Annotated in this window: 20 protein-coding genes and 1 pseudogene; 7 read left to right on the top strand and 14 right to left on the bottom strand. The window is 75.4% G+C overall.

Annotated elements, in window-relative coordinates; genetic code table 11:
• Positions 1 to 896: 896 nt before the first annotated feature.
• Positions 897 to 2405, bottom strand: a complete 1509-nt coding sequence (locus tag ACGF7U_RS06505; RefSeq protein WP_393103603.1) for a glutamate synthase subunit beta — start codon at positions 2403 to 2405, stop codon at positions 897 to 899.
• The gene (gene gltB, locus ACGF7U_RS06500; protein ID WP_393103601.1) at positions 2398 to 7092 is read right to left on the bottom strand and encodes a glutamate synthase large subunit; all 4695 of its coding nucleotides are present in this window, start codon (positions 7090 to 7092) and stop codon (positions 2398 to 2400) included. The genes ACGF7U_RS06505 and gltB overlap by 8 nt, the downstream gene beginning before the upstream one ends.
• 145 nt (positions 7093 to 7237) lie before the next feature.
• Between gltB and ACGF7U_RS06495 the strand changes: the two genes are divergently transcribed.
• Positions 7238 to 8083 carry a GNAT family N-acetyltransferase gene (locus ACGF7U_RS06495; protein WP_393103599.1) on the top strand — a complete coding sequence of 282 codons (846 nt, stop codon included), beginning with the start codon at positions 7238 to 7240 and terminating at the stop codon, positions 8081 to 8083.
• A 30-nt stretch (positions 8084 to 8113) separates the two neighbouring features.
• On the opposite strand, the gene ACGF7U_RS06490 is transcribed toward ACGF7U_RS06495, so the two are convergent.
• Positions 8114 to 9301 (bottom strand): FAD-dependent oxidoreductase, encoded by a 1188-nt coding sequence (locus ACGF7U_RS06490; RefSeq protein WP_393103597.1) that lies wholly within the window; start codon positions 9299 to 9301, stop codon positions 8114 to 8116.
• Between the two features lie 13 nt (positions 9302 to 9314).
• Positions 9315 to 10472 (bottom strand): prolipoprotein diacylglyceryl transferase, encoded by a 1158-nt coding sequence (gene lgt, locus ACGF7U_RS06485; RefSeq protein ID WP_393103595.1) that lies wholly within the window; start codon positions 10470 to 10472, stop codon positions 9315 to 9317.
• A 101-nt stretch (positions 10473 to 10573) separates the two neighbouring features.
• On the opposite strand from lgt, the gene ACGF7U_RS06480 reads away from it, so the two are divergent.
• Positions 10574 to 11203: an NUDIX hydrolase gene (locus tag ACGF7U_RS06480; RefSeq protein WP_393103593.1), complete on the top strand. Its 630-nt coding sequence runs from the start codon at positions 10574 to 10576 to the stop codon at positions 11201 to 11203.
• A gap of 200 nt (positions 11204 to 11403) precedes the next feature.
• Here ACGF7U_RS06480 and trpA read toward each other — a convergent pair whose 3' ends face one another.
• From trpA to trpC, 3 genes are all read right to left on the bottom strand, one after another.
• Positions 11404 to 12207 (bottom strand): tryptophan synthase subunit alpha, encoded by an 804-nt coding sequence (gene trpA, locus ACGF7U_RS06475; protein ID WP_393103591.1) that lies wholly within the window; start codon positions 12205 to 12207, stop codon positions 11404 to 11406.
• A gap of 4 nt (positions 12208 to 12211) precedes the next feature.
• Positions 12212 to 13450, bottom strand: a complete 1239-nt coding sequence (gene trpB / locus ACGF7U_RS06470; RefSeq protein WP_393103589.1) for a tryptophan synthase subunit beta — start codon at positions 13448 to 13450, stop codon at positions 12212 to 12214.
• 117 nt (positions 13451 to 13567) lie between these two features.
• Positions 13568 to 14371, bottom strand: coding sequence for an indole-3-glycerol phosphate synthase TrpC (gene trpC, locus ACGF7U_RS06465; RefSeq protein WP_393104147.1), 804 nt, complete (start codon positions 14369 to 14371; stop codon positions 13568 to 13570).
• A 488-nt stretch (positions 14372 to 14859) separates the two neighbouring features.
• Between trpC and ACGF7U_RS06460 the strand changes: the two genes are divergently transcribed.
• Positions 14860 to 15117, top strand: a complete 258-nt coding sequence (locus tag ACGF7U_RS06460) for a hypothetical protein (RefSeq protein WP_393103587.1) — start codon at positions 14860 to 14862, stop codon at positions 15115 to 15117.
• Here the strand turns inward: ACGF7U_RS06460 and ACGF7U_RS06455 are convergent.
• The 6 genes and pseudogenes from ACGF7U_RS06455 to ACGF7U_RS06430 all read right to left on the bottom strand — a co-directional run bounded on the left by ACGF7U_RS06455 (position 15110) and on the right by ACGF7U_RS06430 (position 20089).
• Positions 15110 to 15739, bottom strand: coding sequence for a Trp biosynthesis-associated membrane protein (locus ACGF7U_RS06455; RefSeq protein ID WP_393103585.1), 630 nt, complete (start codon positions 15737 to 15739; stop codon positions 15110 to 15112). The two genes, ACGF7U_RS06460 and ACGF7U_RS06455, sit on opposite strands and share 8 nt — an antisense overlap.
• Positions 15736 to 17334 carry an anthranilate synthase component I gene (locus tag ACGF7U_RS06450; protein WP_393103583.1) on the bottom strand — a complete coding sequence of 533 codons (1599 nt, stop codon included), beginning with the start codon at positions 17332 to 17334 and terminating at the stop codon, positions 15736 to 15738. Before ACGF7U_RS06450 ends, ACGF7U_RS06455 begins: the two co-directional genes overlap by 4 nt.
• Positions 17331 to 17765, bottom strand: a complete 435-nt coding sequence (gene hisI, locus ACGF7U_RS06445) for a phosphoribosyl-AMP cyclohydrolase (RefSeq protein WP_393104145.1) — start codon at positions 17763 to 17765, stop codon at positions 17331 to 17333. Before hisI ends, ACGF7U_RS06450 begins: the two co-directional genes overlap by 4 nt.
• Positions 17766 to 17945: 180 nt before the next feature.
• Positions 17946 to 18542, bottom strand: a pseudogene (locus ACGF7U_RS06440) (phosphoribosyl-AMP cyclohydrolase); the annotation flags it as partial.
• Positions 18543 to 18701: 159 nt separating this feature from the next.
• On the bottom strand, positions 18702 to 19706 hold the full coding sequence (locus ACGF7U_RS06435; protein ID WP_393103581.1) for an aldo/keto reductase: 1005 nt from the start codon (positions 19704 to 19706) through the stop codon (positions 18702 to 18704).
• Positions 19703 to 20089, bottom strand: coding sequence for a MerR family transcriptional regulator (locus ACGF7U_RS06430; RefSeq protein WP_393103579.1), 387 nt, complete (start codon positions 20087 to 20089; stop codon positions 19703 to 19705). The genes ACGF7U_RS06435 and ACGF7U_RS06430 overlap by 4 nt, the downstream gene beginning before the upstream one ends.
• 110 nt (positions 20090 to 20199) lie before the next feature.
• Here ACGF7U_RS06430 and ACGF7U_RS06425 point away from each other — a divergent pair, with 110 nt between their 5' ends.
• Genes ACGF7U_RS06425 through ACGF7U_RS06415 form a run of 3 tightly spaced genes read left to right on the top strand, consistent with a single transcriptional unit; the run spans position 20200 to position 22330 of the window.
• A complete protein-coding gene (locus ACGF7U_RS06425) occupies positions 20200 to 20937 on the top strand; it encodes an ABC transporter ATP-binding protein (RefSeq protein ID WP_393103577.1) in 738 nt (245 codons plus the stop codon).
• The gene (locus ACGF7U_RS06420) at positions 20934 to 21689 is read left to right on the top strand and encodes an ABC transporter permease (protein ID WP_393103575.1); all 756 of its coding nucleotides are present in this window, start codon (positions 20934 to 20936) and stop codon (positions 21687 to 21689) included. The genes ACGF7U_RS06425 and ACGF7U_RS06420 overlap by 4 nt, the downstream gene beginning before the upstream one ends.
• A 32-nt stretch (positions 21690 to 21721) precedes the next feature.
• On the top strand, positions 21722 to 22330 hold the full coding sequence (locus ACGF7U_RS06415; RefSeq protein ID WP_393103573.1) for a TetR family transcriptional regulator: 609 nt from the start codon (positions 21722 to 21724) through the stop codon (positions 22328 to 22330).
• Positions 22331 to 22358: 28 nt separating this feature from the next.
• Here the strand turns inward: ACGF7U_RS06415 and ACGF7U_RS06410 are convergent, their stop codons facing one another.
• A complete protein-coding gene (locus tag ACGF7U_RS06410) occupies positions 22359 to 23117 on the bottom strand; it encodes a DUF2470 domain-containing protein (RefSeq protein WP_393103571.1) in 759 nt (252 codons plus the stop codon).
• A 70-nt stretch (positions 23118 to 23187) separates the two neighbouring features.
• Here ACGF7U_RS06410 and rpsD point away from each other — a divergent pair, with 70 nt between their 5' ends.
• Entirely contained in the window at positions 23188 to 23799 is a 612-nt protein-coding gene (gene rpsD, locus ACGF7U_RS06405) for a 30S ribosomal protein S4 (protein ID WP_393103569.1), read from the top strand.
• Positions 23800 to 23869 lie beyond the last annotated feature (70 nt).

Raw genomic sequence — 23869 nt, 5'->3', positions numbered from 1 at the left:
CGACGCGCGGGCGTCGCGGGCGAGACGCGCGGGCGTCGCGGGCGAGACGCGCGGGCGTCGCGGGCGAGACGCGCGGGCGTCGCGGGCGAGACGCGCGGGCGTCGCGGGCGAGACGCGCAGAGCGGGTCGGGATGACCGCAGCGACGCTGTCGAGCTGATGTCGTAAACGAATCACAACGCCGCCGCCGCGTCGGGCTTCCCGTCACCCGGCCGGCGAGACCGACGCCCGCCGGACGACGCCACCGCCTCGATGCGCGGTGCCGTCGTCCGGTGGGCAAGGCCACACCCGTCGAACGGTCCCTCACCCCACGAACGAGGCCGCCACCCCGCCGAACGGTCCCCTCACCCCACGAACGAGACCGCCACCCCGCCGAACGGTCCCCTCACCCCACGGACGAAGCCACCCCGTCGGGCGGTCCCGTCACCCGGCGGGCGAGGCCGCCGCCTCGTCGGACGATCCCACTGTCTCTGGGGCGGTGCTGTCGTGCGGTGACGGTGTCGCGCACCGCGTTGCTCGTGTGATCCGTTTGCGACATCAGCTCGACAGGCGAGCACCGACAGCACCGAAGAGACCCGGCACCGGTCTGCCATGCCGCGACGCCGGTACGACGCACCGGGCGACGACCTGCGGCACCCACCCACAGGGAACAAACCGGCGCAGATGGCGGGCCGGACTCACCCGGCGGGCTTTCCAGGGCTGGGTCGACCGCCGAGGGCGGCGCCGAGGACGGCGTCGAGGACGGCGTCGAGGACGGCTCCCGTGACCGCACCGCGACGCAGTGCGAGACCGGACCGCCCACGACCGGACCGCCCACGACCGATTCGCTGGTCACCGGGCCGCCAGGGGCTGCCGCACCGCCGGTCACCGGGCCGCCAGAGGGCTGCCGCGCCGCCGGTTACCGCGCCGCCAAGGGCTGCCGGGCCGGGTCCACCGGTGCCGGCAGCGTGCCCGTCCCGCCCAGGTAGGCGTGGATGGCCGCGGCCGCGGCCCGCCCCTCGGCGATCGCCCAGACGATGAGCGAGGCGCCCCGGTGCATGTCGCCGGCGACGAAGACGCCGTCGGCGGCGGTCTGCCAGTCCGGCCGGGCGTCGACCGCACCGCGCGCGTTGCGGACGACCCCGAGCTGGTCGAGCAGCGGCTGCTCCTCGGTGCCCTCGAAGCCGATCGCCAGCAGCACCAGGTCGGCCGGCAGTTCCCGCTCCGAGCCGGGCAGCGGCGTGACGATCCGCCGCCCGTCCCGCTTCTCCACGGTCACCTCGGCGATCCGCACCGCCCGCACCTGGCCCGTGCCGTCGTCGACGAACTCCTGCACCGCGACGGCGAAGACGCGCTCGCCGCCCTCCTCGTGGGCGGGGTAGCTGCGCAGCAGCCACGGCCAGGTCGGCCACGGGTCCCGGGCCTCGTCCCGGGTCCGCGGCGGCTGCGGGTAGAGGTCGAGCTGGTGTACGCCGGCCGCGCCCTGCCGGTGCGCCACGCCGAGGCAGTCCGCCGCGGTGTCGCCGCCACCGATGATCACGATGTGCTTGCCGGCCGCGTCGATCGGGGTGCCGTCTGGCAGCACCGCCGTGTCGGGCCGGCCGCCGGCCGCCGCGGCCACCACCCGGTTGGCGGCGACCAGGTGGTCCATCGCCTGGTGTACGCCGCGCAGCCCGCGACCGGGGGTCTCCGGGGTGTCCCGGCCCTGCAGCGCGCCGCAGGCGAGCAGGACCGCGTCGTGCTCGGCGCGCAACTGCTCGGCGGTGACGTCGACGCCGACGTTCACCCCGGTGCGGAAGCGCACCCCCTCGGCGGCGAGCTGGGCCAGCCGCCGGTCGATGTGGACCTTCTCCAGCTTGAAGTCGGGGATGCCGTACCGGAGCAGGCCGCCGATCGCGTCGTCGCGCTCGTACACCGTCACGGCGTGACCGGCGCGGGCGAGCTGCTGCGCGGCGGCCAGCCCGGCGGGGCCGGAGCCGACCACGGCGACCGACCGCCCGGTCGGGGCCGGCACCGGGCGCGGCAGCAGGCCGCCCCGCGCGACGGCCGCGTCGGCGATCTCCACCTCGACCTGCTTGATGGTGACGGGCTCGCCGCCGCCGATGCCGAGGACGCAGGCCGCCTCGCAGGGCGCCGGGCAGAGCCGGCCGGTGAACTCCGGGAAGTTGTTGGTGGCGTGCAGCGACTCCACCGCCGCATCCCAACCGCCCGTGCGCACCAGGTCGTTCCAGTCCGGGATCCGGTTGCCCAGCGGGCATCCGTCGTGGCAGAACGGGATGCCGCAGTCCATGCACCGGGTGGCCTGCTCGCGGATCAGCTCCTCGCCGGCGGGCGGGTACACCTCCCGCCAGTCGCTGATCCGCACCGGCACCGGGCGGCGCGCCGGCAGCCGCCGGTTGTAGCGCAGAAAACCGTTCGGGTCAGGCACGAGCCACCTCCTGGACCGCCGCCCGCGGCGCGGGCGTGGTCGGCATGGACTTCGCGGCGGGCGCGGAGAGCGCGCTCATCACCGCGTCGTCGACATCGCGGCCGGCGGCTTCGGCGGCCCGCATGATCTCCAGCACCCGGCGGTAGTCCCGGGGCACCACGGCCGTGAACTCCGCCACCGCCTCCGGCCAGCGCTTGAGCAGTTCCTCCGCGACGGCCGAGTCGGTCTCGGCGAAGTGCCGCTGCACCAGCTCGTGCAGCACGGTCTGCTCCTCCTCGGACAGCGGGGCCAGGTCGACCAGCTCCGCGTTGACCCGGCGGCGGTCCAGCCGGTGCACGAACGCGGTGCCGCCGGACATGCCGGCGGCGAAGTTGCGGCCGGTCGGCCCCAGCACCACCACGGTCCCGCCGGTCATGTACTCGCAGCCGTGGTCGCCGACGCCCTCGACGACGGCCACCGCGCCGGAGTTGCGCACCGCGAACCGCTCCCCCACCCGGCCGCGCAGGAAGAGCTCGCCCGCGGTGGCGCCGTAGAGGATGGTGTTGCCGGCGATGATCTGGTCCTCGGCCCGCTCCCCCGGCGCGGCGTCGCCGTCGACGAACGGCGCGGCGGCGTCCGGCCGGACGACCAGCCGACCGCCGGAGAGGCCCTTGCCGACGTAGTCGTTGGCGTCGCCGTGCAGCCGCAGGGTGACCCCCCGCGGCAGGAACGCGCCGAACGACTGCCCGGCGGTGCCGCGCAGCGTGAACTCGATCGTGTCGGCGGGCAGGCCGGCGCCGCCGAAGCGGCGGGTCACCTCGCCACCGAGCATCGCGCCGACGCTGCGGTGTTCGTTGCGAACCGCCACCCCGACCCGCACCGGCGTGCCGTCGCGCAGCGCCGGCCCGGCCAGGGCGATCAGCTCGTTGTCCAGCGCCAGCTCGAGGCCGTGGTCCTGGACGCGGACGCCCCGCCGGGCGGCGCCCGCCGGCAGCTCCGGCAGGTGCAGCACGGGCGTCAGGTCGAGCCCGCCGGCCTTCCAGTGCGCGATCGCCGGGGCGACGTCGAGCAGCTCGGCGTGCCCGATGGCCTCCTCGATCGAGCGGAAGCCCAGCTCGGCCAGGTAGCCACGGACCTCCTCGGCGAGGAAGAGGAAGAAGTTCTCCACGAACTCCGGCCTGCCGGTGAAGCGTTCCCGCAGCACCGGGTTCTGCGTGGCGATGCCGACCGGACAGGTGTCCAGGTGGCAGACCCGCATCATCACGCAGCCCTCGACGATCAGCGGGGCGGTGGCGAAGCCGAACTCCTCGGCGCCGAGCAGCGCCGCGACCAGCACGTCCCGGCCGGTCTTGAGTTGGCCGTCGACCTGCACGGTGACCCGGTCGCGCAGCTTGTTGAGCAGCAGCGTCTGCTGCGCCTCGGCCAGCCCCAGCTCCCACGGGGTGCCGGCGTGCTTGAGCGAGTTCAGCGGGGACGCGCCGGTGCCGCCGTCGTGGCCGGAGATCAGGATGACGTCGGCCTTGAGCTTGGCCACGCCCGCCGCCACAGTGCCGACGCCGACCTCGCTGACCAGCTTCACGTGCACCCGAGCCGACGGGTTGACGCACTTCAGGTCGTGGACGAGCTGGGCGAGGTCCTCGATCGAGTAGATGTCGTGGTGCGGTGGCGGGGAGATCAGGCCGACGCCCGGGGTGGCGTGCCGGGTACGGGCGATCCACGGCCAGACCTTGTTGCCGGGCAGCTGCCCGCCCTCGCCGGGCTTGGCGCCCTGGGCCATCTTGATCTGGAGGTCGTCGGCGTTGACCAGATATTCGCTGGTCACCCCGAACCGGCCGCTGGCGATCTGCTTGACCGCGGAGCGGCGGGCCGGGTCGTGCAGCCGCTCGACGTCCTCGCCGCCTTCGCCGGTGTTCGACTTGCCGCCGAGGCGGTTCATCGCGATGGCGAGCGTCTCGTGCGCCTCCGCCGAGATCGACCCGTACGACATGGCGCCGGTGGCGAACCGCTTGACGATCTCGGTGGCCGGCTCGACCTCGTCGAGCGGCACCGGGGGCCGCACGCCGGTGCGCAGGGTGAACAGCCCGCGCAGCGAGCCGGCCTTCGCGGCCAGCTCGTCGACCTTGGCGGTGTACTGCCGGAACACGTCGTACTGGCGGCTGCGGGTGGCGTGCTGGAGCAGGAAGACCGTCTCCGGGTTGAACAGGTGCAGCTCGCCCTCGCGGCGCCACTGGTACTCGCCGCCCACCTCCAGCCGGTCGGAGGCCGCGGCGCCCGGCGCCGGCCAGGCCAGCGAGTGCCGGGCGGCCACCTCGGCGTGGATGCCGTCGAGCCCGATCCCGCCGATCTTGCTCGGGGTGCCGCGGAAGTAGCGCTCGACCAGCCGGGAGTCCAGCCCGACGGCCTCGAAGACCTGCGCCCCGCAGTACGACGACACCGTCGAGATGCCCATCTTGGACATGATCTTGAGAACGCCCTTGCCGAGGCCCTTGACGTAGTTGCGGACCGCCTTGGCCGGTTCGACGCCGACGAGTGCGCCGGTGGAGATCATGTCCTCCACCGACTCGAAGGCCAGGTACGGGTTGACCGCCGCCGCGCCGTAGCCGATCAGCACCGCCGCGTGGTGCACCTCGCGGCAGTCGCCGGACTCGACGATCAGCGCCACCTGGGTACGCGTCTGCTCGCGGACCAGGTGCTGGTGCACCGCCGCGGTGAGCAGCAGCGACGGGATCGGGGCGAGGTCGGCGTTGGAGTCCCGGTCCGACAGCACCAGGATGCGTACGCCGTCCTCGATCGCCTCGGAGACGTGCCGGCAGATCTCGGTCAGCCGGGCCTTGATCCCGGCGCCACCCTCCCGGACGCGGTAGAGCCCGGACACCCGGACGGCCTTGAAGCCGGGCAGGTCGCCGTCCTCGTCGATGGAGAGGATCTTGGCCAGCTCGTCGTTGTCGATCACCGGGTACGGCAGCACGATCTGCCGGCAGCTCGCCGGGCCCGGGTCGAGCAGGTTGCCCTCCGGCCCGATGGTCGACGCCAGGCTGGTCACCAGCTCCTCCCGGATGGCGTCCAGCGGCGGGTTCGTGACCTGGGCGAAGAGCTGGTGGAAGTAGTCGTAGAGCAGCCGCGGCCGGGTGGACAGCGGGGAGATCGGGGTGTCCGTGCCCATCGAGCCGATCGGCTCGGCGCCCGTGCGCGCCATCGGCGCGAGCAGGATCTTCAGCTCCTCCTCGGTGTAGCCGAAGGATTGCTGCCGACGGCGCACCGAGTCGTGGGTGTAGACGGTGTGCTCGCGCGGCGGCAGGTCGGTCAGCTCGATCAGGCCGGCGTGCAGCCAGTCGGCGTACGGCTGCGCGGCGGCCAGCTCCGCCTTGATCTCCTCGTCGTGCACGATCCGGCCGGCGACGGTGTCGACCAGGAACATCTTCCCCGGCTGGAGGCGGCCCTTGGCGACCACCCGGGCGGGGTCGAGGTCGAGCACGCCCGCCTCGCTGCCGAGCACCACGAGCCCGTCGGCCGTCCGCCACCAGCGGCCCGGACGCAGCCCGTTGCGGTCGAGCACGGCGCCGACGATCTCGCCGTCGGTGAACGCGACCGAGGCCGGCCCGTCCCACGGCTCCATCAGGCTCGCGTGGAAGCGGTAGAAGGCCCGCTTCTCGGGGGCCATGTCCGGGTCGTTCTCCCACGCCTCGGGGATCATCATCAGCACCGCGTGCGGCAGGCTCCGCCCGGCCAGGTGCAGCAGTTCGAGGACCTCGTCGAAGTTCGCCGAGTCGGAGGCGGCGGGGGTGCAGACCGGGAAGACCCGGCGGATGTTGCCCGGCAGGTTCGGGGTGCGCAGCAGCGCCTCACGGGCCTGCATCCAGTTCCGGTTGCCCCGGATGGTGTTGATCTCGCCGTTGTGCGCGATGAGCCGGTACGGGTGCGCCAGCGGCCAGGACGGGAACGTGTTGGTGGAGAACCGGGAGTGCACCAGCGCGATGGCGCTGTCCACCCGCTCGTCGGTCAGCTCCGGATAGAACGCCGGGAGCTGGTCGGGGGTGAGCATGCCCTTCCAGACCATGGTCCGCGCGGACAGCGACGGGAAGTAGGCCGGCACGCCCCGCTCGGCGCTCTCCCGCTCCGCCTGCTTGCGCACGCAGAACGCCACCCGCTCCAGCTCGATGCCGCGCAGCGGCGACCCGGCCCGCCCGGCCGGCGAGTCGGTGAGCCGGTGCGCGGCGAGGAAGAGCTGCCGGACCCGGGGCATCGCCGCGAGGGCGGTCTCGCCGAGGCCGTCCGGGGCGACCGGCACGTCCCGCCAGCCGAGCAGGTCGGCCCCCTCGACCAGGGCGTACTTCTCCACCACGCGGCGGGCGCGGGCCTCGGCGGCGTCGTCGTCGGGGAGGAAGACCAGGCCGGTGGCGTACTCGCCGGCGGGCGGCAGTGGGAAGTCGGCCACCGCGCGCAGGAACGCGTCCGGCACCTGGATCATGATCCCCGCGCCGTCACCCGTGTTCGGTTCCGCGCCCCGGGCTCCCCGGTGGTCCAGCCGGCGGAGCGCGTCGAGGCCGTTGGCCACGACCGCGTGCGAGCGCCGTCCGTGCAGGTCCGCCACGAAGGCCACACCGCAGGCGTCGTGCTCCTGCGCGGGGTCGTAGAGCCCGGCAGCGGGCGCTCCCGGGCCGAGGTGCGGGGCCTGCTGGGGGCTGCTGAGAGGGTACGGAAAGGCCACCGGGCCTCCTGTCGTCACTCAGGTGGATCTGGATCGGGACGACGTCGGCCCTCAGGGGTCTATTGAGTCTACGTTAGGGTCCGGGGCGCAAGGCCAGTGCAGATTGATCACACCTTCCAGACTCTGGGACATGTAGTCTCGCGCGGTGGATCGCGTACGGACAGACCTCTTCGACCGGTTGGAACGCTTCTACGACGCGGTGCCCCGCGACGCCGCCCGGGTCGAGGATCACGGCGCCCTGGTGCTCTTCGTCCGCGAGGGGGCCGGCTGGCCGTTCTACGCCCGTCCCCGACTCGACGCCGCCGGGCCGCCGTCGCTGGCCGACGTCGCGGCGGTGCGGGAACGCCAGCGCGAACTCGGCCTGCCCGAGGCCTTCGAGTGGGTACACGAGAGCACCCCGGGCCTGCTGGCGGTGGCCCGCTCGGCGGGCCTGTCCGTGCTGGAGGCGCCGCTGATGGTGCTCGACCCGGCGGCCCTGCCCGACCCGGGCACCCTCACCGACGTACCGGTGCGGCTGCTCGACCCGGCGGGGTCCGGCTTCGCGGCGGACGTGGCCGCCCGGCGGGCCGTCGCCGCCGTCGGGTTCTCCGCGCCCGGCACCGGACGCGGCGAGGCCGGCCCGGCGCAGCGGGACGCCGCCGTGGCGGAGCTGGACGAGGCGGCGCTGGAGGAGGAACGGGCCCGGATCGCCGACGGCCTGCGGCTGTCGGCGCTGGCCGGCACGGCCGCCGACGGCGCGCTGGCCAGCGGCATGGCGATGCGGGCCGGCGGCGTCGCCGAAATCGCCGGGGTCGCCACCCTGCCCGCCGCCCGTCGCCGGGGCCTGGGTGCGGCGGTCACCGCCACGCTGGCCCGCGAACTGCTGGCCGCCGGCACCGACGTCGTCTTCCTCTCCGCCGGCAGCGAGGACATCGCCCGGGTCTACCTCCGGGTCGGCTTCCGCCGCGTCGGGACCGCCTGCATCGCCGAGCCCGCCCCCGTCACGCCCTGACGCTTCCCGCCCGGGTCGGTGGGACGGCGGTCAGCTCGGCGGGCGCCACTGGGCGGCCGTGGTGGCCGCGGTGGAGAGCAGCCGAGGGCTGAGGGTGCCGAGGGCGGCGTCGCGGGCGCGCAGCGCCAGCGGACCCCGGGCCTTCAGCACCGCCGACATCCGACGGGTCTGCCGCACCACCGTCGCCGCACGCGGGCGGCGCACCCGGTCGTACGCGACCACGGCGTCGGGCAGCCGGGACTCGCGCAGCAGCGAGGCGAGGGTGGCCGCGTCCTCGAAGGCGAGGCAGGCGCCCTGGCCGAGGTGCGGCGGCATGGCGTGCGCGGCGTCGCCGAGCAGCACCACCCCGCCCGGGCCGGCCGGGAAGCCGTACGACCGGGGCAGCGGCCGCAGCTCGCGGATCTCCTGCTGCACCAGGTCCGCCGGGTCGGTGGCGTCGAGCAGGTCGGCGATGGGCGCCGGCCAGCCCGCGTACCAGCGGCGCAGCAGGGCGAGCTGGGTCTCCGGCGGCTCGGGGCGGGGCGCGCCGGCGGCGGTGGCCACCCAGTAGATGCCGCCCCGGCTGGAGGCGCCGGAGGAACCGCGCTCGCCCAGCGAGGCGGAGACGAAGCGGTATCCGGCGCCGAGCACCTCGCCGCCGACGGGCCGGTCCGGGGGCAGCTTCGGGGCCCGGTACCAGGGGATCACCGCCCGCCAGGCGGCGCAGCCCGAGCTGACGACCCCGGACTCGGGGGCCAACTGCCGGCGGATCTCGCTGTCGGTGCCGTCCGCGGCGACCACCAGGTCGGCCTCGACGGTGTGCCGACCGTCGCCGACCGACGGGCGTTCGCCGGGTTGGGCGCGGACCGTCCGCACCGTCACCCCGGTGCGCAGTTCCACCTCGTCGCCCAGGCCGGCGATCAACGCGTCGTGCAGGTCCTCCCGGTGCACCACCACCGGCATCCGGTCGGCCGGGGTGGGGCGGGGCTGCACCAGCCAGTGCCCGTCCGGGCGGCGTATCCCGCCGTCGGGCAGCGCGGTGGCGATCGCCTCCAGACCGGCGCCGAGGCCCAGGGCGCGCAGCGCGCGTACGCCGTTGGGCCAGAGCGCCACGGCGGTCGGCTCGGGGCGGACCCGGTCGGCCCGCTCCAGCAGGGTGACCCGCCACCCGGAGCGGGCCAGCGCGCCGGCGACCGCGAGGCCGCCGATGCCGGCGCCCACCACCACCGCGCTACGCATGTGGTGCTCCCCCTCAGCTGTCGCGGTCGGCGGGCCGGGAGCCGGCGGCCCCCGCCCGGTCCTCCGCACCCTCGTCGTCGGCGTCCGCGCCGGTGGACCCGTCGCCGGCGGGCGCGGCGTCCGCCGCGGGCGCCGTCTCCGCGCCGGTCGCGGCCGGCGTCTCGCCGGTATCCCGCCAGCGTCGGTACTGCTCCTCGTCGACCACGCGGTAGCCCTCCGGGGCGACCGGCTGGGCGCCGGCCTCGCGGGCGGACAGGTCGACCTGCGAGACGTCGGAGTCGACGGGCGGGGCGGACGGCGCGACGTCGCCGACGGGGACGAGGTACTCCCGGGGCCCGCGCACCCGCACGAAGTAGGCCAGCGCGCCGAGGAAGACCAGGCCGGCGGTCCAGACGTTCAGACGTACGCCGAGGATGGTGTTCGCCTCGTCGGTGCGCATCAGCTCGATCCAGAAGCGCCCCGCGGTGTAGCCCATCACGTAGAGCGCGAACGCCCGCCCCCGGCCGAGGCGCAGCCTGCGGTCGAGGGCGAAGACCAGCGCGGCGACGCCGAGGTTCCACAGCGCCTCGTAGGCGAAGGTGGGGTGGTAGAGCCCCGGTTCGAGGATGGGGTTGCCGGCGTCGTCCCGCAGCGCCTGGCCGGGGTTGTCCGGGTCCATCCGGTGGATCTCCAGCCCCCAGGGCAGGCTGGTCCGGCCGCCGTAGAGCTCGTTGTTGAACCAGTTGCCGAGCCGCCCGATCGCCTGGGCCAGCGGCAGGCCCGGGGCCAGCGCGTCGGCAACCACCGCGAACGGGATGCCGAGCTGCCGGGCGGCGATCCAGGCGCCCACCGCGCCGCCCGCCACCGCGCCCCAGATGCCGAGGCCGCCCTCCCAGATGGCGAACGCCTTCATCGGGTCGCCGCCCGTGCCGAAGTACTTCTCCGGCGAGGTGATCACGTGGTAGATCCGGGCGCCGATGATGCCGGCCGGCACCGCCCAGACCGCGATGTCGAGGACCGCCCCGGGAGCGACGCCGCGCTGGCGCAGCCGCCGCTCGGTGACCCAGCAGGCCACCACGATGCCGACGATGATGCACAGCGCGTACGCCCGGACCGGCACCGGTCCGAGCTGCCATACGGCGGTGCTGGGGCTGGGCAGGGCCGCCTGGGGGGTCAGCGAGGCGAGAGTCACGGATGCACACGCTACCGCCGCGGGCCCCTCCGGCGGCACCCCGGTCCGCCGTCGCCCGATCCCGGTGACTTCTGGTTTGCGCCGCCGTAGGCTCTTTGTCCATGAGCGCGCTCACCTGGGCGGTCGCGGCGGTCGTCACCGACGACGCCGGTCGGGTGCTGCTCTGCCGGCAGGGCCGGGGCGAGCGACGTCACGCGCTGCCGGGCGGCCGGCTACGTCCGGCGGAGAGTCCGGCCCACGCCGTGGTACGCGACATCCGGGCCGAGACCGGCTGGGAGGTCGAGGTGGTGGACCTGGTCGGCCTCTACCATCTCGTCGCACCGTGCGCTCCGTCACCGACGGGCCACCCGCCGTCGCTGCCGCCCGACGTCCTCGTGCACGTGTTCCGGGCCGTGGTCCGGGGGCCGGGGCCCAGCGGCGGCCCGGTGGGCGGCTGCCGGGTGTCCTGGCACGACCCCGCGGCACTGCCGGAGGCGCTCACGCCGACCACCCGGGCCGCGCTAGCCGACGCGCTGGCGGGCCGCTCCGGCGTCCTGCGCCACGCCGCCCGGGCCGAGACCGCCCCGACCAGCCCTGCGGGCACCACGCCGGCACCGCCCACGCCCACCCCGGACACGGACGCGCCACCCAGGCCCACCCCGGGCACGGACGCGCCACTCTGGACCGCGCCGACGGGACACCCGCCGGGCCAGCGCGTCGAACCGCCCACCGACCGCGTGGCCCACCCCTGACCACCCGTACCGTCCCACCCCCCACGAGGCGCACCACACCGGACCGCGCCCGACGCGACCCCCGTCCCGGCCCCCGTCCCCAGCCCGCCGATCTTGCACTTCCTGCCCGGACAAACCGGGTCATTCGACGCATCACGGGGGCAACAACTGCAAGATCGCGCACGGAACGGGAGGGAGGGAGGGGAAGAGGTGGGGTTGGGTCAGCGGGTGGGGGTGCGGACGCCCTCGGCGAGTTCGGTGCTGAGCGCGCGCAGGGCGGCCAGCCCGGACGCCTCGTCCGGCGCGTCGAGCAGGCACCGGATCAGCGCGCTGCCGACGATGACGCCGTCGGCGTACCCGGCGACCGTGCCGGCCTGCGCGCCCGTGCCGACGCCCAGCCCGACGCCGACCGGCAGGTCGGTGACCTCCCGCACCCGGTTGACCAGGATCGGGGCCGCGTCGGAGGTCCGCGCCCGGGCGCCGGTGACGCCCATGATCGCGGTGGCGTAGACGAAGCCCCGGCAGTGGGCCGTGGTCATCGCCAGCCGCGCGTCGGTGGAGGACGGCGAGACCAGGAAGGTGCGGTCCAGCCCGTACGCGTCGGAGGCGGCGAGCCACTCGCCGGCCTCCTCCGGGATCAGGTCCGGCGTGATCAGGCCGGTGCCCCCGGCCGAGGCGAGGTCCCGGGCGAAGGCGTCCACCCCGTAGCGCTCCACCGGGTTCCAGTAGGTCATGGTGACCACGGGCGCCCCCGTGGCGGCGACCGCCTCGATGATGCGCAACGTGTCGGCGGTACGTACGCCGCCGGCGAGGGCGATGTCGCTGGCCCGCTGGATCACCGGGCCGTCCATCACCGGGTCGGAGTACGGGATCTCCACCTCGATCACGTCCACGCCGGCCTCGACCATCGCGGTCATCGCGGCGATGCTGCCCTCGACGGTCGGGAACCCGGCCGGCATGCAGCCGACCAGCACCGCCCGTCCGTCGGCCCGCGCCTTGTCGAACGCCACCCCGATCCGGCTCACGTTCTCACTGCTCCCTGTCGAGGATGCCGAAGTAGTCGCCGGCGGTGTGCACGTCCTTGTCGCCCCGGCCGGAGAGGTTGACCACGATGGTGGGCTCCCGGCCCAGTTCGGCGGCGAGCTTCGGGGCGATCTTGATGGTGCCGGCGAGCGCGTGCGCGCTCTCGATCGCCGGGATGATGCCCTCGGTGCGGCAGAGCAGCTCGAACGCGGCCATCGCCTCGTCGTCGTTGACCGGCAGATAGGTGGCCCGCCCGGTGTCGTGCAGCCAGGCGTGCTCCGGCCCGACGCCGGGGTAGTCCAGCCCGGCGGAGATCGAGTGCGACTCGCAGGTCTGCCCGTCGGAGTCCTGTAGGACGTAGGTGCGGGTGCCGTGCAGCACGCCGGCGGAGCCGCCGGTGATGCTGGCCGCGTGCCGACCCGTCTCCACCCCGTCGCCGCCGGCCTCGAAGCCGTACAGCCGCACGTCGGCGTCGCCGACGAACGCGTGGAAGATGCCCAGCGCGTTGGAGCCGCCGCCGACGCAGGCGGTCACCGCGTCCGGCAGCGCGCCCGTGCGGTCGAGGCACTGCTGGCGCGCCTCGTCGCCGATGCCCCGGACGAAGTCGCGGACCATCGCCGGGAACGGGTGCGGGCCGGCGGCGGTGCCGATGAGGTAGTGCGTGTCGTCGACGTTGGCGACCCAGTCCCGCATCGCCTCGTTCATCGCGTCCTTGAGGGTGCGCGACCCGGTGGTGACCGGCACGACGGTGGCGCCGAGCATCCGCATCCGGGCCACGTTGAGCGCCTGCCGCTCGGTGTCGACCTGGCCCATGTAGACCACGCAGTCGAGGTCGAAGAGCGCGGCGGCGGTGGCGGTCGCGACGCCGTGCTGGCCGGCGCCGGTCTCCGCGATCACCCGACGCTTGCCCATCCGCCGGGTCAGCAGGGCCTGGCCGAGCACGTTGCGCACCTTGTGCGCCCCCGTGTGGTTGAGGTCCTCCCGCTTGAGCAGCACGCGCGCGCCGACCTTGGCGGAGAACCGCTGGGCCGCGTAGAGCAGCGAGGGGGTGCCGGCGTAGTCGCGCAGCAGGGCGGCGAACTCGGCCCGGAACGACTCGTCCGCCATCGCCGCGCGGTGCGCGGCGTCCAGCTCGTCCAGCGCCGCGACCAGCGCCTCCGGTACGAACCGACCGCCGAAGCGGCCGAAGTGGCCGGCGGAGTCGGGCTGCGGACCGGCCGGGGCGGCCAGCGCGTCGGCGCTCATGCCGGCACTCCGTCTCGCTCCGTGCCGCCATGAGGCACCACCGCGCTGAGCCTGGTGACTCGCTCGCTGCGCTCACTCATCGGATCGTCCTCTCGGTGCTGACGAGACCGGCGCGGATCAGCGCACCGGGCGGGGCGTGGCCGGGTGGTTGCCGGCGTTGACCAGCTCGGCCACCGCCTCGCGGGGGCTCTTCTTAGTGACCAGGCCCTCGCCGACCAGGACCGCGTCGGCGCCCGCCGAGGCGTACCGGATGAGGTCGTGCGGGCCGCGCACCCCCGACTCGGCGATCTTGACGACGCTGCTGGGCAGGCCGGGCGCGATCCGCTCGAACACCGAGCGGTCGACCTCAAGGGTACGCAGGTTGCGGGCGTTGACCCCGATCACCTGGGCCCCGGCCTCCAGGGCCCGGTCGGCCTCCTCCTCGTCGTGCACCTCGACCAGCGCGGTCATGCCGAGGGACTCGATCCGCTCCAGCAGGCCGACGAGCGCGTTCTGCTCCAGGGCGGCGACGATCAGCAGCACCAGGTCGGCGCCGTGCGCGCGGGCCTCGTGCACCTGGTAGCTGGAGACGACGAAGTCCTTGCGCAGCACCGGGATGTTCACGGCGGCGCGGACGGCGGCCAGGTCGTCGAGCGAGCCGCCGAACCACCGCCCCTCGGTGAGCACGCTGATCGCCCGCGCGCCGCCGGCCGCGTAGTCGCCGGCCAGGTCGGCCGGGTCGGCGATCTCGGCCAGCCGGCCCTTGGACGGCGAGGAGCGCTTCACCTCGGCGATCACCGCGACGCCCGGCTTGCGCAGGGCCGCGTACGCGTCCAGCGGCGGCGGCGCGGCGGCGGCCAGTTCGCGGATCCGCTCCAGCGGAACCTGCTCCTGTCGCCGCGCGACGTCCTCGCGCACGCCGGCCAGGATCTCGTCGAGCACGCCTACGGACGCCGCCGCCGGACCGGCCTCGTCCCCCTCCGCGTGCGCATGCTCAGCAGTCACCAACGGACTCCCCTCTCCGGGTGTCATGGGCCGATGCTAGGGGGCGCCACCTGGCGACGGGTGCCGGGGGTATGGCGTGCCTCACGAGATGGGCTGCGGCATAATGGCCGACTTCCGGTGAACGGGGTGTCACGCAGGGCGACCGCCCCCATCGACGCTCGCCACCCGAACGCGCCACCCCCCACCCCCTCCGGACATCGATCTGATCCTATCCGCCGCCGCCCGGCTCCGCGCGGCGGCGGGAACCCGGCCGCTCCCTGTGACCTAGCTCAAGGACGAACGGCCCTTTCCCTGGTGGCGGCCCCGGAAGCAGAGTTGACGTGTCGGTCACCACGGCGAAACGTGAGCCAGCCAGCATCTTCCTCGGGCAGACTCGATGTCGCGCCCGACCCGACCGACACCGACGATCTCCGTGCGAGGCGATCATGAGCACTGTCGAGCCCCACCAGACCATCGGACTGACGACCCTCTCGCGTACCGTCGCGTCGCTCGCCGTCGGCGTGGTGCACACCCTCGAGCGCGCGGTCGTCGGCGAGGCGCGGATGCGGACCGCGCGCGGCAACGCCTGGGAGGCCGTCTGCGCCGACCGGGCCCGGGCCGAGCAGCGGGCCGAACTCGACCGCCTGGTGGCGGAGCTGGCGGCGGCCCGCGCCGCCGCTCGGGCCCGCCAACCCGTCAGCTGACCGTCGGGTCCTCGCCGCGGTCCAGCGCGTCCCACGCCTCGCTGGTGCGCCGGCCGGTGACCCGACCGTCCGCGTCCCGGGCGACCGGCGCGCCGGCGCCCCGGGCCGGCCGTTCGTAGCGGGCGCCCATCGCCGGCCAGCGCCGGCCCCGCAGCGCCGTCAGCAGCCCGCCCGTCACGGCGAGCACCCCGCCCACCAGGCACAGCGCCGGCCACTGCCGGCTGAGTTCACCGTCGAACGCGGCGACCAGGCCGTAGCCGCCGCCGGCCGCCCCCGCCGCGCCGAGCGCGGCGAGCAGCCCGCCCAGCAGTCGCCGCGCCCGGCCCCGGGTGGCGAGCACCGCGCCGCCGCCGGCCAGCCCGACCAGGGCCAGCGCCGGCAGCCAGGGCAGCAGGTCGGTGCCCGTGCGCGTGTCGCGCAGCGGCGGCAGCGGGGTGGGCCGGGCGGTCAGCTCGACCGCCCAGGTGCGCGTCGACGCCCACAGGGCCAGGCCCGCGCCGACCACGCAGAGCAGCACCGCGTACGTCAGCTCGCGCCGGCCCGCGACCGTCCGGGCGCGCTCCTCGGCCTCGGCCGCCGCGGCCGTCACCGGCTCGCCGCCGCGCGGCGCCGCGGCCGTCATCGGGCGGGCCGCAGGGTCTCGGCGGCGGCGATGGCCGCGAGCACGGCGGCGGCCTTGTTCCGGGTCTCCTGGTCCTCGGCGGCCGGGTCGGAGTCGGCCACCACCCCCGCCCCGGCCTGCACGTAGGCCCGCCCGTCGCGCATCAGCGCGGTCCGGATGGCGATCGCCATGTCCAGGTCGCCGCCGAAGCCGAAGTAGCCCACGGTGCCGCCGTAGAGACCACGGCGGACCGGCTCCAGCTCCTCGATGATCTCCATGGCGCGCACCTTCGGGGCGCCGGAGAGCGTGCCGGCCGGAAAGGTCGCGGCGAGCGCGTCGAAGGCCGTGCGGTCCTCGCGCAGGGTGCCGACCACGGTCGAGACGATGTGCATGACGTGGCTGTAGCGCTCGATGGTGGCGAACTCCGGCACCTCCACCGTGCCCGGGCGGCACACCCGGCCCAGGTCGTTGCGGCCCAGGTCGACCAGCATCACGTGCTCGGCCCGCTCCTTCGGGTCGGTGAGCAGCTCCGCGGCGAGCCGGGCGTCCGCCTCCGGGGTGCCGCCGCGCGGCCGGGTACCGGCGATCGGGTGCAGCAGCGCGCGCCGCCGCCCCTCGGCGTCGGTGGTCACCTTCAGGTGCGCCTCCGGCGAGGAGCCGACGATGTCGAAACCGTCGAAGCGCAGCAGGTACATGTACGGGCTGGGGTTCGTCGTGCGCAGCACCCGGTAGACGTCCAGCGGGTCGGCGTGCGTGTCCCGCTCGAACCGCTGGGCGAGCACGATCTGGAAGCACTCACCGGCCCGGATCGCCTCCTTGGCCGCCTCCACGGCCTTCGGGTAGCCGCCCTCGGGGGTGCGGCTGCGCACCTCCCCGGCCGGCGGTCGGTCGACCGTGGAGACCATCGGCGGGATGGGCCGGGACAGCGCGGTGGTCATCGCGTCGAGCCGGCCGACCGCGTGGTGGTACGCGGCGGCGACCCGGGCCTCGCGGTCGGGCTCGCCCAACGGTGGCAGGATCGCGTTGGCGACCAGGATCGCCGAGCCGTCGTAGTGGTCCAGCACCACCAGGTCGACGGCGAGCATCATGCCCAGCTCGGGCAGGCCCAGGTCGTCCTCGGTCAGCTCGGGCAGCCGCTCGAACCGGCGGATCAGCTCGTAGCCGAGGTAGCCGACCATGCCCCCGGTCAGCGGCGGCATCCCGCTGGCCGCGTCCCAGGCCGGGCCGGCGAGCGCGTCGACGGTCTCGCGCAGCACCCGGACCGGGTCGCCGGAGGTGGGCAGGCCGGCCGGCGGCTGGCCCGTCCACACCGCGGCGCCGTCCCGCTCGGTCAGCGTGGCGCTGCTGCGCACGCCGATGAACGAGTACCGCGACCAGGCCAGCCCGGCCGAGCCGACCCCCTGCTCGGCGGACTCCAGCAGGAAGGTCCCCGGTCCGCCGGCGAGCTTGCGGTAGACGCCGACCGGCGTCTCCGCGTCGGCGAGCAGCCGCCGGGTCACCGGGACGACCCGCCAGCGGGCGGCCAGCTCGGTGAAGGTGGCGACGTCCGGGCTGACCGCGCCGTCGGACCGGGATCCGGTCGCGGTGCCCGGCGACGCCGCGCGCTGCGCGCTCACCGGGCCTGTGCCCCTTCCCCGGTGACCGGCAGCTCGGTGAAGAAGCAGGTGCGGTGCCCGGTGTGGCACGCCGCGCCGACCTGGTCGACGTCGACCAGCAGCGCGTCGCCGTCGCAGTCCAGGGCGACGGAGCGGACGTACTGGTGGTGCCCGGAGGTGGCGCCCTTGACCCAGTACTCGCGGCGGCTGCGCGACCAGTAGGTGGCCCGCCCGGTGGTCAGGGTGCGGTGCAGCGCCTCGTCGTCCATCCAGGCGACCATCAGCACCTCGCCGGAGTCGTGCTGGCGGACCACCGCGGCCACCAGGCCGTCGGGGGTGCGGCGCAGCCGGGCGGCGATGGCCGGGTCGAGCCGGGACGCACGGGCCGGGCCGGCCGCGGGCTCCTGCGGGCTGGGGTGGGCGCCGGTCACCGGCGCGTCAGGTACGGGCACAGTGACCCATTGTCCCGCACGCGGGGCGGGCACCGGCGACGGCTCCCGCCGGGGGCGCGGCGGCGCGCCGGCGGGCCGGGTCAACTGGTCGACGTAGCGGTCCAGCCGGCCGTCGACCAGGGCGTCGGCCAGCTCCGCGCCGGCGGTCGCGGCGATCTCGGCGGCGTACGGGCGGATCAGGGGCAGGGCGCCGGCGACCAGGCGGGCCGCCGCCGCGCAGACCTGCCCGACGGAGCCGGGGCGCAGCCCGAGGCAGAGCAGCATGTCCTCCCGGTAGTTCGGCGGCGCCACCGGCAGGTCGAGGGCGGCGGCGAAGGCCGCCCGGCGGGACACCACCCGCACCGTCGGGTTGGCCGGCCGCAACACGGACGGGCAGAGCCGGGCCAGGTCGGCGGCGGCCAGCCGGACGCCGAGGTGGTCGTCGGCGTCCCGGGCGCCGGCCACCTTGCCGAGGGTGGCGATCAGCTCCTCCAGCCGCGGCTCGCCGGCCGGCTGGCACAGCACCGGCAGGTCGATCCGGACCCGCCAGTGCGGGTCCGCCCAGAGCAGCCGGGCCGGCGCGGTCACCGGCAGCCCGAACGCCCAGTCCGCCGGCTCGCCGAGCCGGGTCAGCCAGGAGCGCACGTCGCGGGCGGCCACCGAGACGTGGGTCAGCCGCCCGGCGTGCTCCGTGAGGTAGGCGTGGCGGGCGGCGTACGGGGCGCCGCCGAGCAGCACGTCGACGTCGACGTCGCTGTGTGGGGTGGCGGCGCGCCTGGCGTGGCTGCCACGCAGCATGATGCCGACCACGGGCTGCTCGGCGCCGGCCCGCAGCCGGGCGGTCCATGCGCGGAGGAACCCCTCGTCCGGTGACGGAGCGTGACCCACGGCGCCATCGTGCCGTACGCCCGATCGGCGCGCAATGCCCGTTGGCGGACCTGGTGTCCGGTCCGAAGGCTAATGCCCGACGAACCTCATCGACGCCTCGGGGTACCGTTCGCCCGCCACCGCGCCCGGCGGCACCGCCCCGCCCAGCCGGGACCGCTGCTCGGCGGTGAGCCGGATGTCGGCCGCCGCCGCGTTCTCCTCCAGCCGGTGCGCCCGCCGGGTGCCGGGGATCGGGAAGACGTCGTCACCCTGGGCGAGCAGCCAGGCCAGGGCGGCCTGGGCCGGCGTGCACCCGATCTCGTCGGCCACCGCGCGCACCTCGTCGACCAGCTTCAGGTTGGCGTCGAGGTTGGCCTCGGCGAAGCGCGGCGCCGCGGCGCGCCAGTCGCCGGCGGCGAGCTGCTCCCGACTCGTGATCGTCCCGGTCAGCAGCCCTCGCCCCACCGGCGAGTACGCGACCAGCGCCACCCCCAGCTCCCGGCAGGTGGCCAGCATCTCGGCCTCGACGTCCCGGCTGAACAGCGAGTACTCCATCTGCACCGCGGTCACCGGGTGCACCGCGTGTGCCGCGCGCAGGGTCGCCGGGCTGACCTCGGACAGGCCGATGTGGCGCACCTTGCCGGCGGCGACCTGCTCGGCCATCGCGCCGACGGTGTCCTCGATCGGGGTGCCGGGGTCGCGCCGGTGCAGGTACCACAGGTCGATGACGTCCACCCCGAGCCGGCGCAGGGAGGCGTCGCACGCCTCGCGCGCCCAGGCGGGGCTGCTGTCCACGTACGCGCCGGGGCCGGCGGTGCCACCCGTGCCGTCGCCGCGCGTCCGGTTGCCGAACTTGGTGGCCAGGAAGACCTCGTCGCGGCGCGCCGTCACCACCGGCGAGAGCAGCTCCTCGTTGCGGCCCCAGCCGTACATGTCGGCGGTGTCCAGGTGGTTCACGCCGATGTCGAGCGCCCGGTGCAGGGTCCGGGTCGACTCGGCGTCGTCGGCCGCGCCGTAGGCGAAGCTCATCCCCATGCAGCCCAGCCCGATCGCCGAGACCTCCGGCCCGGTCGCGCCCAGTCGCCGGCGGATCATGAGCACCGCTCCGCGCGGCGGTAGTGGTCGATCTTGTAGTCCAGCACCTTCAGGTCCTCCTCCAACTCGGCCATCCGGTTCAGCACGCGGGCGCGGTGCGCCTCGAAGAGCGCCCGCCGGGCCGCCAGGGTGCCGTCGCCCTGCCGGGCCAGCTCGGCGTAACGGCGCATGTCCCGCACCGGCATGCCGGTGCGGCGCAGCCGGGTGAGCAGGAACAGCCAGTCGACGTCCCGCTCGGTGTAGCGGCGGCGCCCCGCGGAGTCGCGCCCGACCGGGGCGACCAGCCCTTCCTGCTCGTACCACCGCAGCGTGTAGGTGGTCAGGCCGACCCGCTCGGCCGCCTCGCCGACGGTGAGGGTCGTCTCCAGTGTGCTGATGTCCACGCCATCCAGACTTCCAGTTCGAGTACACGCGAAGTCAACCGTTGCGCACCGCGGAACATCCCATCTAGCGTTGAGTTCATCGGGTGTTGAGTTTCGCGGGGAGGTGGGCCATGAAAGAGGCGATCGCCGTCCGGGACCTGGTCGTCGACCGGGGCGGGCGGCGGGTGCTGCACGGCGTCACCGCGACCGTGCCGCGCGGCGAGGTCACCGGGTTGCTCGGGCCGAGCGGCAGCGGCAAGACCACCCTGATGCGCGCGGTCGTCGGGGTGCAGGTCATCGGCGCCGGCTCCGTCACCGTGCTGGGGCGGCCCGCCGGGGCGCCGGAGCTGCGCCGCCGGGTCGGCTACCTCACCCAGGCGCCCAGCGTCTACGCCGACCTGACGGTGCGGGAGAACGCGCGCTACTTCGCCGCCCTGCACGGCCGGGGCCGGGCCGACGCCGACCGCGCGGTCGCCGACGTCGGGCTCGCCGGGGCGGCCGGCCAGCTGGTCGGCACCCTCTCCGGCGGGCAGCGCAGCCGCGCCTCCCTGGCCTGCGCGCTGGTCGGCGAGCCGGAACTGGTCGTCCTCGACGAGCCGACCGTCGGCCAGGACCCGGTCCTGCGGGCCGACCTCTGGGCCCGGTTCCACGCCATGGCCGCCGCCGGCACCACCCTGCTGGTCTCCAGCCACGTGATGGACGAGGCGGCCCGCTGCGACCGGCTGCTGCTGATCCGGGAGGGGCGGCTTATCGCCGACGACACCCCCGACGCGGTCCGCGCCGCCGCCGGCGTCGACGATTTGGACGAGGCGTTCCTGCGGCTGATCAGGGCGAGCGAGGCGGACACCGCCGGACGGGAGGCGTCGTGAACCCCCGGATCCTCGCCGCCACCACCGGCCGCATCCTGCGCCAGCTGCGGCACGACCGACGCACCGTGGCACTGCTGGTGGCGGTGCCGTCGGCGCTGCTCGCCCTGGTCTACTTCATGTACGTCGACCAGCCCGCCCCGCCGGGGCAGCCCTCGGTGTTCGACCGGGTCGCCCTGGTGATGCTCGGCTTCTTCCCCTTCGTGATCATGTTCCTGGTGACCAGCATCGCGATGCTGCGCGAGCGCACCACCGGGACGCTGGAGCGGCTGCTCACCACCCCGCTCGGCAAGCTCGACCTGCTCTTCGGCTACGGCATCGCGTTCGGGCTGGCGGCGGTCGTCCAGGCCGTCATCGCGGCCGCCGTGGCGTACGGGGTCTTCGACCTGGACACGGCCGGCAGCAGCGGCCTGGTGATCATGATCGCCGCGCTGAACGCGGTGCTCGCGGTCGCGCTCGGGCTCCTGTGCAGCGCCTTCGCCCGCACCGAGTTCCAGGCCGTACAGTTCATGCCGGTCGTGGTGGTGCCCCAGTTCCTGCTCTGCGGGCTGTTCGTGCCCCGGGGCGAGATGGCCGGCTGGTTGCAGGCGGTCAGCGACGCGCTCCCCCTGTCGTACGCCGTCGAGGCGCTGCAGGAGGTGGGCGCCAACGCCGAGCCGACCGGCACCATGTGGCGGGACGTGGCAGTGGTCGCCGGCGCGGCGGTCCTGGCGCTGGTGCTCGCGGCGGCCACCCTGCGGCGGCGCAGCGGCTGACGGCGCCGGAGACGACGGAGCGAAGGGCGGCGATGGCACGGCGGACCGGACGGCGACCCGGCAACCCGGACACCCGGCAGGCGATCCTCGGCGCGGCCCGCGCCGCCTTCGCCGAGCGCGGGTTCGACGCGGCCTCGATCCGCGCCATCGCCGCCGCCGCGCGGGTGGACCCGGCCCTGGTGCACCACTACTTCGGCAGCAAGGACCAGCTCTTCCTGGCCGCGATGCAGGCGCCGGTCGACCCGGGCGAGTTGCTGCCCAACGTGCTCGCCGGAGACCGGGAGGGCATCGGGGAACGGCTGGTGCGCACCTTCCTCGGCGTCTGGGACTCCCCGGCCGGCACGGCCGGCGTGGCGCTGCTGCGCTCCGCGTTGAGCAACGAGTGGACCGCCCGGCTGCTGCGGGAGTTCCTGGTCAGCCAGGTGCTCCGCAAGGTCCTCGACCAGCTCGACGTCGACCCGGCCGAGCTGCCGCTGCGGGGCTCGCTGGTGGCCAGCCAGATGATCGGGCTGGCCATGATGCGGCACGTGGTCCGGCTGGAGCCGGTCGCCTCGGCCGCCCCGGAGACGCTCGTCGCGGCGGTCGGCCCGACGGTGCAGCGCTACCTGACCGGCGACCTCGCCGACGTCTTCCCCGGCTGACCGGCGCCTTCCCCAGGGCCCGCCGGGGTCAGGCGTGGTCGGCGTGCCGGGCGGCGGCGTGACGGCAGAGCAGCGGGTGCAGGAGGCGGGCCAGTTCCTCCCGGCCGGTCAGCGGGCGCGGGAAGGCCAGGCGGGCGCGGCGGCGCGCGCCGGGCCGGCCGTGGACGACCAGCAGGCCGTACCGGTCGATCCGGACCACCCGGGGCGCGCTGTCCGGGCCGGTCTCGGGCAGGCCGAGCTGCCGGCGCAGGTAGCCGGCCACCTCGGTGGCGTGGTGCTCGGCGAGGTCGGCCAGCAGCCCCGCCTCGACCGGGTGCAGGGGGTCCGGCTCGGCCTCGGCGTACGCCGTGGGGTCGATCCGGCGGACGGCGTCCCCGCGTTCCCAGCGGGCCTCGACCACCTCGAAGCGGTGCAGCCGGAACCGGGTGCCGACGTCGAGCAGGTCGCCGGTCGGCTCCACCGCCGCGAAGTCCAGCGCGGCGCGACGCTCCTCCGCGCCGTCCAGGCGGGCCGCCCAGCCGGAGACCCAGGCCCGGCCGAGGCTCGGGGCGCCGGCGGCGGGTGGCAGGTCGAGCACGTCCAGCACCAGCGCGATGTCGCACTCGCCGTCGGCGGGCCGCAGGGCGGCGGCGAGGTCGCTGACCACCGGCACCAGCAGCAGCACCCGCCCGTCCGGGTCGGTCACGTGCCGCACCTGGTGCGGGCCGGGCCGGTGCGCGACGTGGGCGAGGCCGGGCAACCGGCCGGCGACGAGGGTACGGACGATCTCCGCCGGGCTGGGCCGCATGGCACGACCTCCTTAGTAGGTTAGGCTTACCTAACTCGGAGACTAGAGCACCGGATCGGAGACGTCCAGCGTGAACCACCCCAGGCCCAAGGCCCGGCTCTCCCGCGCCCTCGGCATCCCGCTCACCCGCAAGTGCGTGCGGTACCTCGAACGGCGCCCCTTCCCACCCGGCGTGCACGGGCGGCAGCGCCGCAAGACCTCGGACTACCAGGTGCGGCTGCTGGAGAAGCAGCGCCTGCGCCACCAGTACAACGTCAGCGAGACCCAGCTGCGCCGCGCGTTCGACGAGGCCGCCCGGGGCGCGGGCAAGACCGGCGAGAGCCTGGTCGCCCTCCTGGAGCGGCGGCTCGACGCGGTGGTGCACCGGGCCGGGCTGGCCCGCAGCATCTACCAGGCCCGGCAACTGGTCGCGCACGGCCACTTCACCGTCGACGGGCGCAAGGTCGACCGCCCGTCGTACCGGCTGCGGCCGGGACAGGTGGTGGCCGTGCGCGAGCGCAGCCGCGCGTCGGCGCCGTTCCAGCTCGCCGCGGCCGGCGCGAACGCGGCCGAGGACCCGGCCCGGCCGTACCTGTCGGTGGAGCTGCCCGAGCTGCGCGCCACGCTGCTGCGCGAGCCCGCCCGGCACGAGGTCCCGGTGCTCTGCGACGAGCAGCTCGTGGTGGAGTTCTACTCCCGCTGACGGGCCGACACCCCCGGCCGGGCCGCGGCGGGCGCCTCACGGCGCGCCGGCCGGGCCCGGCCGGGTCCGC

This window comes from Micromonospora sp. NPDC047670, assembly GCF_043204915.1.
GTDB lineage: Bacteria > Actinomycetota > Actinomycetes > Mycobacteriales > Micromonosporaceae > Micromonospora.
The sequence above is the reverse complement of the archived record's forward strand: the minus strand, read 5'-3'. Positions and strand labels throughout refer to the sequence as shown.